The sequence below is a fragment of the Halomonas sp. KG2 genome, assembly GCA_030440445.1.
GTDB lineage: Bacteria > Pseudomonadota > Gammaproteobacteria > Pseudomonadales > Halomonadaceae > Vreelandella.
The window spans coordinates 4,406,706-4,422,170 of sequence record CP098528.1 but is presented as its reverse complement, the minus strand read 5'-3'; the positions used below and the strand labels follow the sequence as shown (position 1 = coordinate 4,422,170).

At 51.7% G+C, this 15,465-nt stretch carries 13 protein-coding genes; 6 read left to right on the top strand and 7 right to left on the bottom strand.

Going from position 1 to position 15,465, the window contains the following annotated elements; all coding sequences use genetic code 11:
- The first annotated feature begins 122 nt into the window (after positions 1 to 122).
- Positions 123 to 1,589 carry a sodium:proton antiporter NhaD gene (gene nhaD, locus NDQ72_20190; protein WKD28331.1) on the top strand — a complete coding sequence of 489 codons (1,467 nt, stop codon included), beginning with the start codon at positions 123 to 125 and terminating at the stop codon, positions 1,587 to 1,589.
- Between the two features lie 102 nt (positions 1,590 to 1,691).
- Here nhaD and NDQ72_20185 read toward each other — a convergent pair whose 3' ends face one another.
- The 3 genes from NDQ72_20185 to NDQ72_20175 form a co-directional block, all read right to left on the bottom strand.
- On the bottom strand, positions 1,692 to 2,309 hold the full coding sequence (locus NDQ72_20185; GenBank protein ID WKD28330.1) for a CBS domain-containing protein: 618 nt from the start codon (positions 2,307 to 2,309) through the stop codon (positions 1,692 to 1,694).
- A 102-nt stretch (positions 2,310 to 2,411) separates the two neighbouring features.
- Positions 2,412 to 3,824, bottom strand: coding sequence for an ATP-binding protein (locus NDQ72_20180; GenBank protein WKD28329.1), 1,413 nt, complete (start codon positions 3,822 to 3,824; stop codon positions 2,412 to 2,414).
- Positions 3,825 to 3,849: 25 nt separating this feature from the next.
- Entirely contained in the window at positions 3,850 to 4,509 is a 660-nt protein-coding gene (locus tag NDQ72_20175) for a response regulator transcription factor (protein ID WKD28328.1), read from the bottom strand.
- Between the two features lie 49 nt (positions 4,510 to 4,558).
- On the opposite strand from NDQ72_20175, the gene NDQ72_20170 reads away from it, so the two are divergent.
- Positions 4,559 to 5,473, top strand: coding sequence for a GNAT family N-acetyltransferase (locus NDQ72_20170; protein ID WKD28327.1), 915 nt, complete (start codon positions 4,559 to 4,561; stop codon positions 5,471 to 5,473).
- A 223-nt stretch (positions 5,474 to 5,696) separates the two neighbouring features.
- On the top strand, positions 5,697 to 6,542 hold the full coding sequence (locus NDQ72_20165) for a c-type cytochrome (protein ID WKD28326.1): 846 nt from the start codon (positions 5,697 to 5,699) through the stop codon (positions 6,540 to 6,542).
- A 100-nt stretch (positions 6,543 to 6,642) separates the two neighbouring features.
- Here the strand turns inward: NDQ72_20165 and rep are convergent, their stop codons facing one another.
- Positions 6,643 to 8,712 carry a DNA helicase Rep gene (rep, locus tag NDQ72_20160; GenBank protein ID WKD28325.1) on the bottom strand — a complete coding sequence of 690 codons (2,070 nt, stop codon included), beginning with the start codon at positions 8,710 to 8,712 and terminating at the stop codon, positions 6,643 to 6,645.
- A gap of 96 nt (positions 8,713 to 8,808) precedes the next feature.
- Here rep and NDQ72_20155 point away from each other — a divergent pair, with 96 nt between their 5' ends.
- Complete coding sequence (locus NDQ72_20155; GenBank protein ID WKD28324.1) at positions 8,809 to 9,285, top strand: tRNA (cytidine(34)-2'-O)-methyltransferase; 477 nt, start codon at positions 8,809 to 8,811, stop codon at positions 9,283 to 9,285.
- 2 nt (positions 9,286 to 9,287) lie between these two features.
- Here NDQ72_20155 and pyrE read toward each other — a convergent pair whose 3' ends face one another.
- The gene (gene pyrE, locus NDQ72_20150; GenBank protein WKD28323.1) at positions 9,288 to 9,959 is read right to left on the bottom strand and encodes an orotate phosphoribosyltransferase; all 672 of its coding nucleotides are present in this window, start codon (positions 9,957 to 9,959) and stop codon (positions 9,288 to 9,290) included.
- Positions 9,960 to 10,111: 152 nt separating this feature from the next.
- Here pyrE and NDQ72_20145 point away from each other — a divergent pair, with 152 nt between their 5' ends.
- A complete protein-coding gene (locus NDQ72_20145; protein ID WKD28322.1) occupies positions 10,112 to 10,879 on the top strand; it encodes an exodeoxyribonuclease III in 768 nt (255 codons plus the stop codon).
- 99 nt (positions 10,880 to 10,978) lie between these two features.
- Here the strand turns inward: NDQ72_20145 and rph are convergent, their stop codons facing one another.
- Positions 10,979 to 11,716 (bottom strand): ribonuclease PH, encoded by a 738-nt coding sequence (gene rph, locus NDQ72_20140; protein WKD28321.1) that lies wholly within the window; start codon positions 11,714 to 11,716, stop codon positions 10,979 to 10,981.
- A 143-nt stretch (positions 11,717 to 11,859) separates the two neighbouring features.
- Between rph and NDQ72_20135 the strand changes: the two genes are divergently transcribed.
- Positions 11,860 to 12,738 (top strand): YicC family protein, encoded by an 879-nt coding sequence (locus NDQ72_20135; GenBank protein ID WKD28320.1) that lies wholly within the window; start codon positions 11,860 to 11,862, stop codon positions 12,736 to 12,738.
- A 174-nt stretch (positions 12,739 to 12,912) separates the two neighbouring features.
- Here the strand turns inward: NDQ72_20135 and NDQ72_20130 are convergent, their stop codons facing one another.
- On the bottom strand, positions 12,913 to 15,447 hold the full coding sequence (locus NDQ72_20130) for a restriction endonuclease-like protein (GenBank protein ID WKD28319.1): 2,535 nt from the start codon (positions 15,445 to 15,447) through the stop codon (positions 12,913 to 12,915).
- Between the last annotated feature and the right edge of the window lie 18 nt (positions 15,448 to 15,465).

The following is a 15,465-nucleotide window of genomic DNA, read 5'->3' as shown; positions in this document are numbered from 1 at the left end:
AACAGTGCTTTACAAGATGCGGCTATTTGCCGCATCTTTACCTTGATCGCTGCGTTGCAGCACGTAATTAGTGTGCTTATCATCGTGGCGGTCTTTCTTAACCCTGCCAGGATCACTTTACTATGAAACCACCTAACGTCCTTGCAATGCGGCAGTCTACTTGCCGGTTTGCTTGGTTGTTGATCGCGCTATGTTTGTTTGCTTTTCCCACCCTCTCCTATGCCTCTTCTGGTTCTTTAGATCTTACCGCTTCGTTTGCAGGTATTGCCTCTGTTGTCATCTTCGTTCTTGCCTATGCCTTGGTAATGAGCGAAGAACTGATTCATATGCGCAAATCTAAACCAGTCCTGGTGGCCGCTGGGCTTATCTGGGCCCTGGTGGCGTGGGTCTATGTACAAGCAGGCATGCCTCATGAAGCGGAAGCTGCTTTTAAAGAAACGCTGCTTGAATATACCGAACTCTTGCTGTTCTTACTGGTAGCGATGACCTATATCAACGCCATGGAAGAGCGCCGTATCTTTGATGCCCTGCGGGCATGGCTTGTTCGCAAAGGCTTTAGTTACCGTAGCTTATTTTGGATTACGGGCTGTCTTGCCTTTGGTATTTCTGCCATTGCCAACAACATGACCACGGCGATGTTGATGTGCGCGGTTGTGTTGAAGGTGGCTGAAGGTGATAAAAAGTTTATTAGTCTGTGCTGTGTCAACGTAGTGGTAGCATCAAATGCAGGCGGCGCGTTCAGCCCGTTTGGTGATATCACCACGTTGATGGTGTGGCAGGCGGGTCAGGTACCATTTGGTGGTTTCTTTGCACTATTGATGCCTGCCATCGTCAACTTTATGGTACCTGCGGTGATCATGAATTTCTTTATCGTTAATCGCCAGCCTGCATCGCTCAAAGAGAATGTTTGGCTCAAACGTGGGGCGCGGCGCATTATCGTACTGTTTTTGATTACTGTGGCGATCTCAGTGCTGTGTCACTCAGTGCTTTATTTGCCTCCGGCGATGGGCATGATGTTTGGCCTTGGCCTACTGCAGTTCTTTGGTTACTACCTACGCCGCAGTTTGCCACGTTCCCTGGAGCGCAAGCGTGAGCGTTACTCACGTCGCGGTGACTGGAAGAAGCTTGAGCAACTGGGAAGTGTCGTTCCTTTTGATATCTTCAGCCGTATTGCTCGTTCAGAGTGGGACACGTTGTTATTCTTCTATGGGGTCGTGATGTGTGTTGGCGGCCTGGGTTTCATGGGCTATTTAAGTCTATTGTCAGAAACCCTTTACGGTAGTTGGAACCCGGTGTGGGCCAACGTGGTGCTGGGGATGATTTCAGCGGTCGTCGATAACATCCCAGTGATGTTTGCGGTGCTTTCCATGGCACCAGATATGTCGGAAGGCAACTGGCTGCTGATTACCTTAACTGCCGGTGTGGGCGGTAGTCTGCTTTCGATGGGATCGGCAGCGGGTGTGGCGTTAATGGGCCAAGCACGGGGTATTTATACCTTTATGGGGCACATACGCTGGGCACCCGCTATTTTGCTGGGCTATGCCGCCAGTATTATGGTTCATCTATGGGTTAATGCAGCGCTGTTTTAAATTAGCGGCTAATGCAGATAGGTAAAACAAACGCCCCTTATCAATTGATAAGGGGCGTTTTGGTAAAGGCTAGCGGGAGACTTGGCCAGTTTGTCTTCGAGACTATAAATCGTGCCCGGTAATGACTTTGCAAATATCGGCAAAGCTACTGGCCGTTGGCACTGCTGAAGAGGTGACCTGCATCGCGGTTTTATTACCCATGGCGTGTTGTATATCGGTAGCAGAAATAATACCGCGTACGCTTAATGGTTGATTTTGTTTATGCTCAGTAATCAACAAGTGCTGTTCTGTAAAACGCTCCATGGAAAGCACAAGGTCTTCAATCGTTAATGAGTTAAGTTGCTCAAAAGGCATCGCACTAAGTTTTTGCCAGGGCGTCATAATCATATCGGCTGTAATTTCCGTACGATCAAGGTTTCTCTGCTGCATCGCCAAGTTAATGCGCCGTGTTCCGATGACTTCTTTGGCGGTGAGTACGCCAATGCAGTGGTTTGCTTTGTCGAGAACAAACAATAGGCGAACACCGCCATGGCGCATTTTTAAATGGGCATCGTCGATGGGCGTATCAGCGGACACTGACTGAGGCGTGACTTGAGTAAAATCTGTTAGCACCGATAACGCAGGGCTTTCAGGTGTTAACTGTTTTGCTGTTGGCGTAATAAGCAGTGGCGTTTCACCAAACTGGATAAGTGGTTTGGGTGAGTGGACGAGCATATTCATTCAGGGAATCTCCGTTATGTGAATAGATAGGTCGTTAATGGCATTGCCTATCTTGTACTTTCACACTTGCACGGAATTCTTATGGGAATCTTAACAGCTCTCTTATGGCCGATTATTTTTTGGCTGACGCTGTGTTAGGGAGTTCCTGCTCAAGGTTACTCGCACGCGAAGCCCACCGCTAGGGGCATGATCGAGCTGTAAGACGCCTTGGTGGCGTTTGACCAAGCGCTCGACAATGGATAGCCCCAACCCCGCGCCAGCACTAGTCCCTGCACGTTGGAAGCGCTCCATCACCCGGCTGCGTTGCGCTGTAGGGATACCGGGTCCTTGATCATCAACAGTGACGATAACGTCTGTTGTCGATGCCTCAAGCGTGACCGTGATAGCACCTTGCGCAGGCGAGTGTTGAATGGCGTTACCGACTAGATTTTGCACTAGTGTTTCGATAGCGCCGGGTTCTTCTTCTATTGCCCAGTTAGCTGAGTCATCCGCGTCCAGTAACAGCTGTTGATGTCGCTCTGCGGCTAGCGGAGAGAGCTTTGCCAACGTTTCGCGCGTTTCATGTAATACATCGGAACAGCGATACTCGGGTAATGGTTCTTCTTCGGGGTCTAGGCGTGCCAGGGTTAATAGCTGTGAGACTAGCCGCGTTGAACGGGCTACTCCATTGCGTAAGTGGTGCAGGGCTTCCTCTCGGTCATCGGCGTTATCAGCAGTGAGCGCATTTTGCGCATGCAAATCAAGTACTGCCAAGGGAGTGCGTAGCTCATGAGCCGCATCGGCAATAAAGCGTTTTTCGCGAATACGCAGTTGGCGGAGCCGTTCCAACAGCCGGTTTATGGCGCCAGAAATGGTCTCCAGCTCTAGGGGAAGAGGATGAAGCGTCAGCGGTTTTAGGTGGTGGGGATCGCGGGCGCGGATTTGCTCTGCCATTCGCGATAAAGGAGCGAGTCCCCAGCCGATCGACCACCACAGTAATAGTGTCAGTAACGGTAGGCCAATAAGATCAGGTAATAAGGTGCGTAGTGCCACTGCACTGATCAGTTCACTCCGCGCGTCCTCTCGCTCGCCCACCACCACACGTTTGTCTGTGCCAGTGATTTCCAGGACGTAAATACGCCAGTCATGCTGGTTCACCGACAGCGTTGAATAACCTGGTGGTTGCTGGGTAAGCGGTGTGTCGGGGGCGCTGGCGGAACGCAGCAAAAGGCGGTCGCCTTCCCAAAGCTGAAACGCCAGCTTGCTTTCATAGCGATGGCCTGCAAAACGGTTATCGGATTGCTCGGCACGTAGCAGCGCGCCCTCCACGCTATTTAATAAAAGCGTACGATCGCTATCAGGCAGTGGTGCCTGTAGTAGCCCTTCTAGCAAACGGGCATTTTGTGCCAGGCTGGCATCATGAAGTTCTTCAATCTCATGGGCAGCATAGCGATAGCTAATAAAGCCAATCACTAGCATGCTCGCGCCAAACACAAGCAGCGCAAGCCCCAAGGTGCGCTGACGAATAGAACTCATAGGCTTGCCTGGTGCAGTTTAATCATCACGATTTATCCATGACATAGCCGATCCCTCTTACGGTGCGGATGACCTCAGGAAACAGCTTTCGCCGTAAATGGTGGATATGCACTTCGATAGCGTTGCTTTCGACATCTTCCTCCCAGCCGTAGACTAATCGCGTTAAGGTATCGCGGGTGAACACGCGACCTGGGTGGCTCATAAACTCCTGCAGTAGCGTTAGCTCACGGCGCGAAAGTGTGATCACTTGATGTTGATAACTCACCTGTAAGGTCTGCGGATCCAGGCTAATCCCGCGACAGCTGAGCAAGCCGCTGGCTTGTCCTTGGCTACGGCGCAACAAAGCACGCAGACGCGCTTTTAATTCTGCTACTTCGAAAGGTTTAGTGAGGTAGTCATCGGCACCCGCATCCAATCCTTCTATACGGTTATCCATCGCATCGCGGGCGGTCAGAACCAAAATCGGCAGTTGGCTGCCATGCTGCCGAATAGCGCGCAGCACTTCCATTCCATCAATCGTCGGCAAACCAAGGTCTAGGATGACCGCATCAAAGGGTTCATTTTTAAGCGCGTGGAGCGCGTTATTGCCATCGGCTAAATGATCTACCGTATAGTGCTCAGGTTTTAGCGCCATACGAATCCCTAACGCCAAACTCGGGTCGTCCTCAACCAGTAAAATGCGCATATCGATGGATGACTCCTTTCATTCACGGCGGGCTACTCAGGAACGTAACATGACACGTCATTCTTCTTTCGGCCACCGCTCCTTAGCCTGCGCAGTAAAGCAGTGCCCACCTGAACAACGGCGTGAAGCATTACTGCATTTAGCTGCGGTGCATGATCCTACGCAGCAGCCTGCATTACAGCATGCCTTATCAACGATAAAAGCTGGCTCTGACGCTGTTTGGCAGGGCCTTTGGATAGCCACCCAAGCGGGCCATATCGAAGCTGCCGCCTGGGTACAGCCATTGGCTAATCAAACGGCACAGCTTTGGCTGCCCAGGCAACATAATTCGGCAACTGATGCGCTGTTGAAAGCCTTGCAGGGCTGGGTAAACGAGCAGCCGATAGCGCTATGTCATGTGGCGTTAGCCGACGATGCGACCCACTGGGAAACGCCACTAGTCGCCCACAACATGCGGGTACTTGCCATCCTGGAGCACCTAATATGGCCGTGCCAAACCGTTCAGTCGCTCGCTAACCTGCTAACGCTAAGCCCCTTTGCTGAATTGTCTCCCGCGCAACAGAGGGCGCTGGTAGCGGACGTTAGTGAAGGCTCGTTAGACTGCCCAGGGCTTCGCGAAGCGCTCACCATTGACACCTTGCTTGCTGGATTTTATGACCAAGCGCCGCAGGCACCACAGCATTGGTATCAAGTGCGGCATCAAGGGCAAACCGTCGGCGTGCTGTTACTGGCGCCTAACCCTATGACCCAGCGCTGGTCATTGCAGTTGATGGGGTTGTTGCCTGAGTGGCGTGGCGGGGGAATGGGCAAGGCAATGATTCAACAAGCGCAGGCGTTGGCTAGCCAGTCGGGAGCCAGTGACATCACGCTGACCGTTGATGCGCAGAATATCCCCGCAAAGCGTGTATATGCTCAGGCAGGGTTTACGCGTTATGCTCAGCAGCGTTTACTGGCTTGGTGTTAACTAGGTGATCGTTAGCATCTTTTTTAAACTGCTGAATAAAGCACAGAGTACGGCATAGGTTGAATTGCCGCGCTTAGTAGCATTTTCTTACGCTTAGCGTTCTCGGTATACTAATGCGATATGCACGTCTTGGCGTCTCGGTTGCCGCAGGTTGATGATGTCGCTGCCGCGCGCAGGGGTTAAGCACAAAACGTTTTATGACAAAACTCAAGAGGTGGTGAGAGTGAAATCTAAGCTGATCATGAGCGGGCTGGCGGCCCTAGGCGTCATGGCAGGCACATCCGGTGCTTATGCCCAAGACGCAGCACGTGACGCAATCGCTGAGCGCCTAGCGCCGGTCGGTCAACTTTGCTTGCAAGGTCAAGACTGTGGTACCGCAGCAGCACCGGCCGCCGCTAGTGGCGGTGGTGAGATCGATGGCGCTGGTATCTATAACCGTATTTGTATGGCGTGCCACGAAACTGGCGCTGCTGGCGCTCCGGTGCGTGCTGATGAAGCCGCATGGGCTGAACGTACTGAGCAAGGCTTTGCCACGTTATTAGAGCATGCCATCAACGGTATTGGTGCAATGCCTGCTCGAGGCGGCAACCCCAACCTTTCTGACGAAGAGATGGAAGCGGCGGTGGCTTACATGGTTGAGCCTGTCATGGAAGTTCCCGAGCTAGGGGGCGGTGAAGAAGAAGCATCTGCTGAGGCGACTGAAGAGGGCGCCAGCGACGATACGGCTGTGGCAGAGGATAGCGGTGCCGGTGAAGAGACAACTGACGCTGCAGCTAGTGAAGAAGAAGCAGTCGCCAGTGAAGAAGAAGCTTCTAGTGGTGGCAGCGGTTTAGATGGTGAAGCGCTTTATGCCAGTGCTGGTTGTGTGGCTTGCCATGCTGCCGGTGTCGCTGGCGCGCCCAAGCTAGGTGATGCCGAAGCGTGGGGCCCGCGTATCGAGCAGGGTACCGATGCGCTCTACCAAAGTGTATTTAACGGCAAAGGCGTGATGCCGCCACGCGGTGGCAGCAGTGCCTCTGACGAAGAGATCATGGCCGTTGTCGATTACATGGTCTCAGCAGTGCAATAAACAGTTTTGTAATAATGGCTGTTAAATTTATCCACAGGTGGGTTTTGAAACCCCCTGTGGATATTTTTTTGTGTTTTGTTTTTTCTTTTCTTACTTGCCGTTAACCCAACAGAGAACGTAGCCCGGCAATCGCGTCTTGCCCGCGTGCCTGCTTTTTCTCGGGGTCTTCCTTATCGGCGCGTCCCTCCCACTCCAAATCATCAGCGGGCAGTTCGTCTAAAAAGCGGCTGGGCTGGCAATCCATCAGTTCACCATACGCTTTACGCTGGCGGGCTAGCGTCAGCGTTAACGTGCGTCTTGCCCGGGTGATGCCGACATAAGCCAAGCGGCGCTCTTCTTCTACCGTCTCCATTTCAATAGCGTTACGGTGGGGCAGCAAGTCTTCCTCTAAGCCCATCAAATACACATGGGGAAACTCCAGCCCTTTCGAGGCATGCATAGTGAGTAGTTGCACACGATCGGAGTCGTCTTCTTCGGCCTGTTGCTCAAGAATATCTCGAAGCACTAAGCGCGAAATAGCAGCTTCGACGCCATCGGTTTCCGTCGCAGTGGAATCATCAGCATCTTCGGGGTCGCGGTTTAGCGACTTTTCTAGCTGATCAATCAAAATCCATACGTTGGCCATGCGCCGTTCAGCGACAGTCGGGGCACTGGCGTTTTGGTACAGCCAGGCTTCGTAATCCATATCGCGTAGCATATCGCGAATGGCCGCGATGGCATCGTCTTGATCCATACGCTTGCGCACGCCATCAATAAAGTGAGTAAAGCGAGAAAGCCGCTCCACGGCCCGAGTTGGCAGCGTTTGTTCTAACCCCAGCTCGTGGCAGGCAGCAAACAGCGAGATAGAGCGTTCTGTTGCATAGTTGGCCAGCTTTTCCAGCGTGCCTGGGCCGATTTCACGGCGGGGCACGTTCACAATGCGTAAAAAGGCATTGTCATCGGCGGGATTAATTAACAGCCGCAGATAGGCCATGGTGTCCTTGATCTCGTTGCGAGAGAAAAACGACGTTCCACCGGAAAGCTTGTAGGGAATTTGGTAATGCTGCAGCTTGAGCTCTAATAAACGTGCCTGAAAATTACCCCGATAGAGCACCGCAAAATCTCGCCATTCTGCCTTCTCTTTGATGCGCCGAGTCAGCATCTCGCTGGCTACCCGCTCTGACTCCGCCTCTTCATGGCGGTTGACGATGACCCGGATAGGCGCGCCATCGCCCATATCCGACCATAGGGTTTTATCGTAAACGTGTGGGTTATTGGCAATTAACGTATTGGCCGCACGCAGAATAGTGCCGGTCGAGCGGTAGTTCTGCTCCAGCTTAACCACTTTCAGGCGTGGAAAGTCTTCGCCAAGGGTCACCAGGTTTTCAGGCCGTGCGCCGCGCCACGCGTAGATCGACTGATCGTCGTCGCCGACCACGGTAAAGGTAGCCCGCTCCGCCATTAGCAGTTTCACCAACAGGTACTGGGAAACGTTAGTGTCCTGGTACTCATCCACTAGCATGTAGTGGATTTTGTTCCGCCAGCGGGCCAGTGCCTCTGGATCGCGTTGTAGAAGTACCACTGGCAGTAGAATCAGGTCGTCGAAATCCACCGCGTTATAGGCTTTCAAGTGGCGTACGTAAGCTTCATAAACCCGTGCGGCAAAGTGCTCGTCATCATCCGCGGCAAACGAAAGCGCATCACTGGGCAGCACTAAATCGTTCTTCCACGTGGATATTTTGGCTTGCACGGCGTTGATCTGCTCAGCGTCTACCTGAGCGTCTTTGTTCATCAAATCGCGCAGCAGTGCTTTGGCATCTTCCGGGTCGAACAACGAAAAGCCCGGCTTGTAGCCCAGCGTTTTTAGCTCGCCGCGAATAATATTCAGGCCCAGATTGTGAAACGTCGATACCGTTAGCCCGTGGCCCTCTTTGCCCTTCAGCATTTGCCCAACGCGCTCTTTCATCTCCCGGGCGGCCTTATTGGTAAAGGTAACCGCCGCTATTTTGCGCGCGCTCATGCCGCACTCTTGCACCAGATAGGCAATTTTGGTGGTAATAACGCTGGTTTTACCAGACCCTGCGCCCGCCAAGACCAAACAGGGGCCATCGATATAGCGCACCGCTTCCTGCTGGCGCGGGTTTAGCCCTTTAATGCGGCTAAGAATGCTCTTTGGCGGTTGGGGCGTCATGGTGAAGGGTGACCTCTACAAGTGTTTCTTGGCAAATTCCATTACAATCAGCGGCGCTGGGCGAACGCACAATGAGTTAATAATAGGCAGGTGGTAATGTTTGAAGTAGCGCTATTTGAACCGCGTATGGCACCCAACACGGGTAACATTATGCGCCTGGTGGCTAACAATGGCTGCCGATTACATTTAATTGAACCGCTGGGCTTTGATCTCGAAGAGAAAAAGCTGCGGCGCGCCGGGCTAGATTACCGCGATCTCAACAATGTTACCCGCCATGCCGATTTTACGGCGTTTCAAGCGGCGATGCAGGGGCGCACACTATGGGCGATTACTACCAAAGGTACCCGTGCTCACAGTGACGCGACCTTCGCTCCGGGCGACGTATTGCTGTTCGGTTCAGAAACCGCAGGGCTTTCACCCCAGGTGCACGCTGCGCTGCCTGAAGAACACAAGCTGCGCATCCCCATGCAGCCCAATAACCGTAGTTTGAACCTTTCCAACGCGGTGGCCATCGTTAGCTATGAAGCGTGGCGCCAGCAAGGCTATGCTGGCGCATTAGGCAGTGAACAATAGGTTCAGCGACTACCCGTGATGCCATAGCGATCGCGATAAGCGCGCACGGCCTCGGCGTAAGCCAGCATTTCGCCGCCAGCATGCTCTTCAAGGTAAGTAAGCACTTGCTCTAAGGTGACAATACTGACAACCGGCATGCCGTACTGAGCCTGGACTTCCTGGATAGCGCTTTGCTCACCCTGGCCGCGCTCTTGGCGATCTAGCGCAATAATGACGCCGCCCGCGCGGGCACCGCTTTGCTCAATCAGGCTCATCACTTCACGGATCGCCGTACCGGCCGTAATGACGTCATCAATGATCAAAATATCGCCGGCCAGTGGCGCGCCGACAATATTGCCGCCTTCGCCGTGGGTTTTGGCTTCTTTACGATTAAACGCGTAGGGCATATCGCGGTCGTGATGGTCGGCTAAGGCCGCGGCGGTGACCGCCGCCAAGGGAATGCCTTTATAGGCTGGGCCAAACAGCACATCTGCCTGCAGGCCACTATCGACAATCGCTTGAGCGTAAAATCGGCCTAACTTGGCCAAGGCACGGCCGGTTTGAAACAGGCCGGCATTAAAAAAGTAAGGGCTTACTCGCCCCGACTTTAGCGTGAACTCGCCAAACTTGAGCACGCCCTGCTCAATAGCGAAGGCAATGAAATCGCGCTGATAGGGTTGTAGAGTGGTGGCCACGGTGGTTTTCTCTTGTCGATAGGAATGAAAGTAATAGGAATCTAAGTAAACGCAACAATAAAACGGGGTTAAATAGCAAGATTTGGTTTGTCTATTTACCCAAACGTCTAAACGTCGGGTATCATACAGCAGCGACGCAAAAGGGACGATTTATGAAAATTGCCAGCATCAATGTCAATGGTATACGTGATGCCGTCGACCGTGGCTTCCTGGACTGGCTGGCTCAGCAGGATGCCGACGTGATCTGCGTGCAGAACATCAAGGCAAAAAGTTTTGAACTGGACGACTATATTCTCTATCCGGAAGGCTACGAAGGCTACTTTCTGGATGCAGAAGAAGATGGTTTCTCCGGTGTGGCACTTTATTGCCGCAAAATTCCCAAGGCGATTATGTACGGCCTTGGGTTCCCTCAGTGCGATCACGAAGGGCGCTTTCTGCAGGCGGATTATGACCGCTTCAGTATCGCCACTTTCTTGATGCCTGATGGAAGTGATCAAAAAGCCAAACAGGCGTTTATGGAGCAGTATCAAGAGTACCTGACGAAGATGTCGCGCAAACGCCGTGAATACATCATCTGTGGTACCTGGCACGTTGCCCATAAAACCATTGATTTGGCCAACTGGTCGGACAATCAGCTTACCTCTGGTTTCCGCCCTGAAGAGCGTGCCTGGATGGATCAGGTGCTTGGCCCAACCGGCTTTATCGACACCTTCCGCGAAATTAATCGCGACGCGGGTGAATATACCTGGTGGCCAAAGCTCGACCAAGACGTGCCCCGTGAGCGCCAAGAAGGCTGGCGGATCGACTACCAACTGGTCGGCCCCAACTTCCGTCGCCATGTGGTTGACGCGTGGATTGATTACGATGCGACCTTCTCTGAGTTCGCACCGCTGATCGTTGAGTATGACTTAGCGCTATAAGCGCTCACTTTCCCGCGTCGCGTTACCCGTCTCAGCAACAGGCCAGCTTTTAAGCTGGCCTGTTTGCGTAAGCGCGTAAGTTATTCGCCAAGTAACGCCTTAGCCACGAATACCCAGTGCTTCGCGCTGTTTTGCGCGTAGCTCGGAGCCCGCTTTCTCCGCCAGATCAAGCATCGCATTCAGCTCAGTACGGTTAAACGCACCCGACTCTGCAGTACCCTGCACCTCGATCAGCTCGCCGCTTTCAGTCATCACCACGTTCAGATCGGTGTCGGCTTTGCTATCTTCCGGATAGTCCAGATCTAGTACCGGCACGCCTTTATAAATACCCACCGAAATCGCGCTAACCAGCTGTTTAAAGGGGTCACCTTTAATCTTCTTCTCACGCTGCAGATAGCGAATGGCATCCACCAGCGCCACGCAGCCACCGGTAATCGACGCGGTACGGGTGCCGCCGTCGGCCTGGATCACATCGCAATCCACGGTAATGGTGAATTCACCCAACTTCTTCAAGTTCACTGACGCGCGCAGGCTACGGCCGATCAAACGCTGAATTTCCAGCGTCCGGCCACCTTGTTTACCGCGCGTCGCTTCACGGCCACTGCGGGTGTGCGTGGCACGGGGCAACATGCCGTACTCAGCGGTGATCCAACCCTGATTTTTACCACGCAGCCAGCGCGGTACGCCTGCTTCTACGCTCGCATTACACAGCACCTTGGTATCGCCAAACTCCACCAGTACCGAACCTTCTGCATGGCGAGTGTAATCGCGGGTTATGCGAATTTCACGAAGCTGGTCGGCTTCACGACCGCTAGGGCGAACAACATCAGGACGCATAGCACCTCACATCAATTTAACAGTGGGAAAGCCCACTATTGTACACGTCAACGCCGCCACTGATGGGCCTATTCAAGGCAGACGTATCCACCAGCACAAGATCGGTTAGACTGACCTAAATGCGCGATGAACAGGAAACTTTAATGGCCAACCCACGCCACGTACACAGCATGACTGCCTTTGCCCGCACCGAGCAGGCTGCCCCGTTTGGCACTCTGCAGGTAGAAATCCGCTCGGTGAATCAGCGCTACCTGGAACCGCACTTTCGCCTGCCCGACGCTCTACGCGAGCTGGAGCCAGTGCTACGCGATGCCTTACGCACGCGCCTAGCGCGGGGCAAGGTAGAGTGCAGCCTGCGTTTTGAAGCCGCCGAAGCCAACCAAGCCCCTGCGGTTAACGCCCAGCGCTTAAAAGAAATAGCCGATGCCCTGGCCGCTATTCAGCAACAGGTACCCAGTGCCGTGCCGCCCACCACGCTGGCGTTGCTTAACCAACCCGGCGTTATGGAAACCCAGCACCTCGACCAAGACGCCATCAAAGCCGCCGCCAAAACGCTATTTGATCAAGCACTGAACGAGTTGATCGACGCCCGCGCCCGGGAGGGCGAAAAACTTGCTGAGATGATCACCACTCGGCTAACGGCTGTGAGTGAACAAGTCGCCACTGTGCGCAGCCTGCTGCCGCAAATTTTAGAGCGCCAGCGCGCCCAACTTTTGGAACGCTTAGAAGTCGCCAAAACCGAACTCGACCCGCAACGCCTGGAAGCCGAACTGGTACTGGTCGCGCAGAAAGCCGATGTAGACGAAGAACTGGACCGCCTCACCGCACATATAGCAGAAGTGAGCCACCAGCTCGCCCAAAAAGGCCCCAAAGGCCGCCGGTTAGACTTCTTGATGCAAGAGCTCAACCGCGAAGCCAACACGCTGTCGTCAAAATCCGTAGTGGCGGAGACGACGCGTTGTGCAGTGGAGTTGAAGGTGTTGATCGAGCAGATGCGGGAGCAGATTCAGAATATTGAGTAGGTTTTTTATTCATCTAATAAGCCCTGTTATTGACTTGTAAATACAGGGCTTTTTTTATTGTATTTTACAAATAAAGTTGTCATTACCTATTTTTAATCGCTAATAAAATAACGGATAAATAATACTTTAATCAACAAGTTAGATTTAAATTTTGTTATTATCTTTTATCTCCCATTACACCATGGCCTCTTCATAAACTTCCTCTACTTCAGAAAATTGCTTAACATTCTCTATTCGCGTTAAGGTCGTCAGTTTCATCGAGTTTCTTATGGGACGATGTGGAACATGGGTAACTGGGCTTTGTAGCGTCAGTGGCTTACCTAGTTCAAACAAATAATACAGATCATCAGCGCCTGATTTTTTACCCGCTTGCTCTTCGCTAATAGCATAGCGTGGTAATACGGATACTCGCTTTACCGGCCATAACTTATCTATTTGCTTGGTAGCTCTTTGGATGTCAGATGTCGATGCTAAAGCCAAGTAGCAAATTTCTTCAGCAATATGCTGCTTAAATTTAGCCAAGAAGGTTTTTTGCGGTAGGTGATACCACTGTGCAGTACCCTGCTCAAATGCGTTAAAGTAACTACTGTCGCGGCCTCGCTGGCCTCCCAGTGCAACTGTCATAGTTAGGTCAGGATAAAGAACTTGGCGCATACCGTAATAAGGTATACGCGCTGCTTCCTGCATATATAAACGCTCTGCCATACCAGCTATAGGGTAAATGGTTTCATCATGCTGCGCAGTTTTGCTGCTTGGGGCTGTACCGATTTGCGCCTGCAAAAAGTCAAGCAACCACTTGTGACCACAGTAGCTGTTCTCGGTTTGCGAAGGTAAAAGAGCAAACGCGCCTATGCTGACCTCTTCAATCGCATCAGCATATGGGTTAGTGTCATTAACTTGATCAAAAAAACCTGGGTACAAAGCAAAGGCACCAAATACTGGCCGGCTTTTCTTCTGGAGTTTGGCTGCAGTGTAGTCATTTGATTTCTGAGTCTTGTTATCGGGTACAGACAAGCGAATTAACGCATCCCGATAACGGTGCATTTGATTAATAGCATCGTCGGGTACGTAATCTGTTTGCGAAATATTTTCTTCGCTGTTGTCAAAACGATTTTTATTAGTTTTAATGCGGTATTTCGCATCGAATAACCAGATAAACTGCTGCTCTTCGTCTGAACCATCCGTCTTGGGCAAGGTGACTTCTAATACAATATCTGGTTCTTGGTTTACCAAGTAAGAACGAATGGACAGCCCTTTGTTGGTGAACTTTGGTTCATGAGCCAGCCTTGCCGTGACACCATCATCGCGTTTAAATTGAAATGCACCGGCGAAACCATCTTTTAGCTGATATTCGAAAAACTCATTTTGTGACAATGTTGCTATGCTATTGCTGACTAATTCAAAGCCAAGATTCTGCTCTAAAATCTGTTTCAGACACAGAAAACACCATACCTCATAAATTTCGGCCACCGATTTCATTGAAATGCTCGACTGATTGCCAAACACATCCAAATAAAACCTCAGTTCTTGCCACACTCGGTATACCGCGCTGTACCCTGTTTTTTGTTGCAGCACAAGAGATTCATGGCTTAGACCACCGTAAGCACTTACCTCTTTTAAGAAGCTTAGATTCAGAACCTTTTGTATCGGTAGTTGCCAGCTATGCAGTTCATTTAAAAAAAAATTCGATAAGCGTTGGCGTTCTGGTGCTTGATTGCTAGCACGCAGCGTAGCCTCAAACTTGGCCAGTTGTCGTTTACACTGGGTAACCGCCATCTTAATAAAACGGTTTTCAGGTGTATCTACGCTAAGCTGCTTCTTCTCTACCCGATAACGTTTATCATATTGACCATTGGCAAAGTCTCGCTTAACTTGCTCAGCGAGCCTGTAGGGTAGGCGCCCTTTTAATTTTGCCGCCTTAACATTGGAAATTGTTGGTTGTAAACGGCTATGCGGGGCAGCACAGATTAACTTTAGGCCTTGTTCAAAGCGTTCCCTTAAAGCAGCAAAGTTGGCCAGCCACATCAGTGGAAAGTGCCCTCGTTGTTTGCTGGCTGCTGCATCTTGCTCGGTTTTTTCTACCAAGCTAAAGCGCCAAAGCGGGTAAACAGCATCAATTGCCTGGTACATGGCTGGTAAATCGTGATGTAGCGCCATCTTGGTAGGCAACACTTCAAAAGCAATATGCTGTGTGTGGGTTTTACCTTCTGCCTCAAATGATAGTGGTAAGCGCATCCAGCCAACATCATTGCCAGTATTAATGGTGCCTGTTAAACGTGCGGGAATAGGCCCCCGTTGTTTGGCAAAGCGAAACGCTTCGCTGACGCTTTGGCTACGATGTACCAAGTATGCATCGGATACGGCTTGCAAGAACACCCATTCAAACTGATATTGAGTATTTTCAAAAAACAAAGGTGTATTTAAAGTGAATGTTGAGCATTTTTCAGGCGCAGTGACACTTGTCGCCAAAACAGTTTGTGCATGGCTGTTATCAAGTTCAAGGCTACTGTTCTGCTCATCAATAACTGCGATATCAACAAGTTCAACTTCTGGGGCAAAGCGAAGGGCTGCATCGCTCTCTGCATACTCAAGCGTTAGGCTGGCTCTTTCGGCCACAGTGGCCTGATACACTTTTGCGCGCGCGCTGATATCGTTAGCCCAAACCGAAAACTCAAAATCAGGTGTTTGTAATCGTATTAACTCAGGCATTCCTCGCCACTCCTTTCG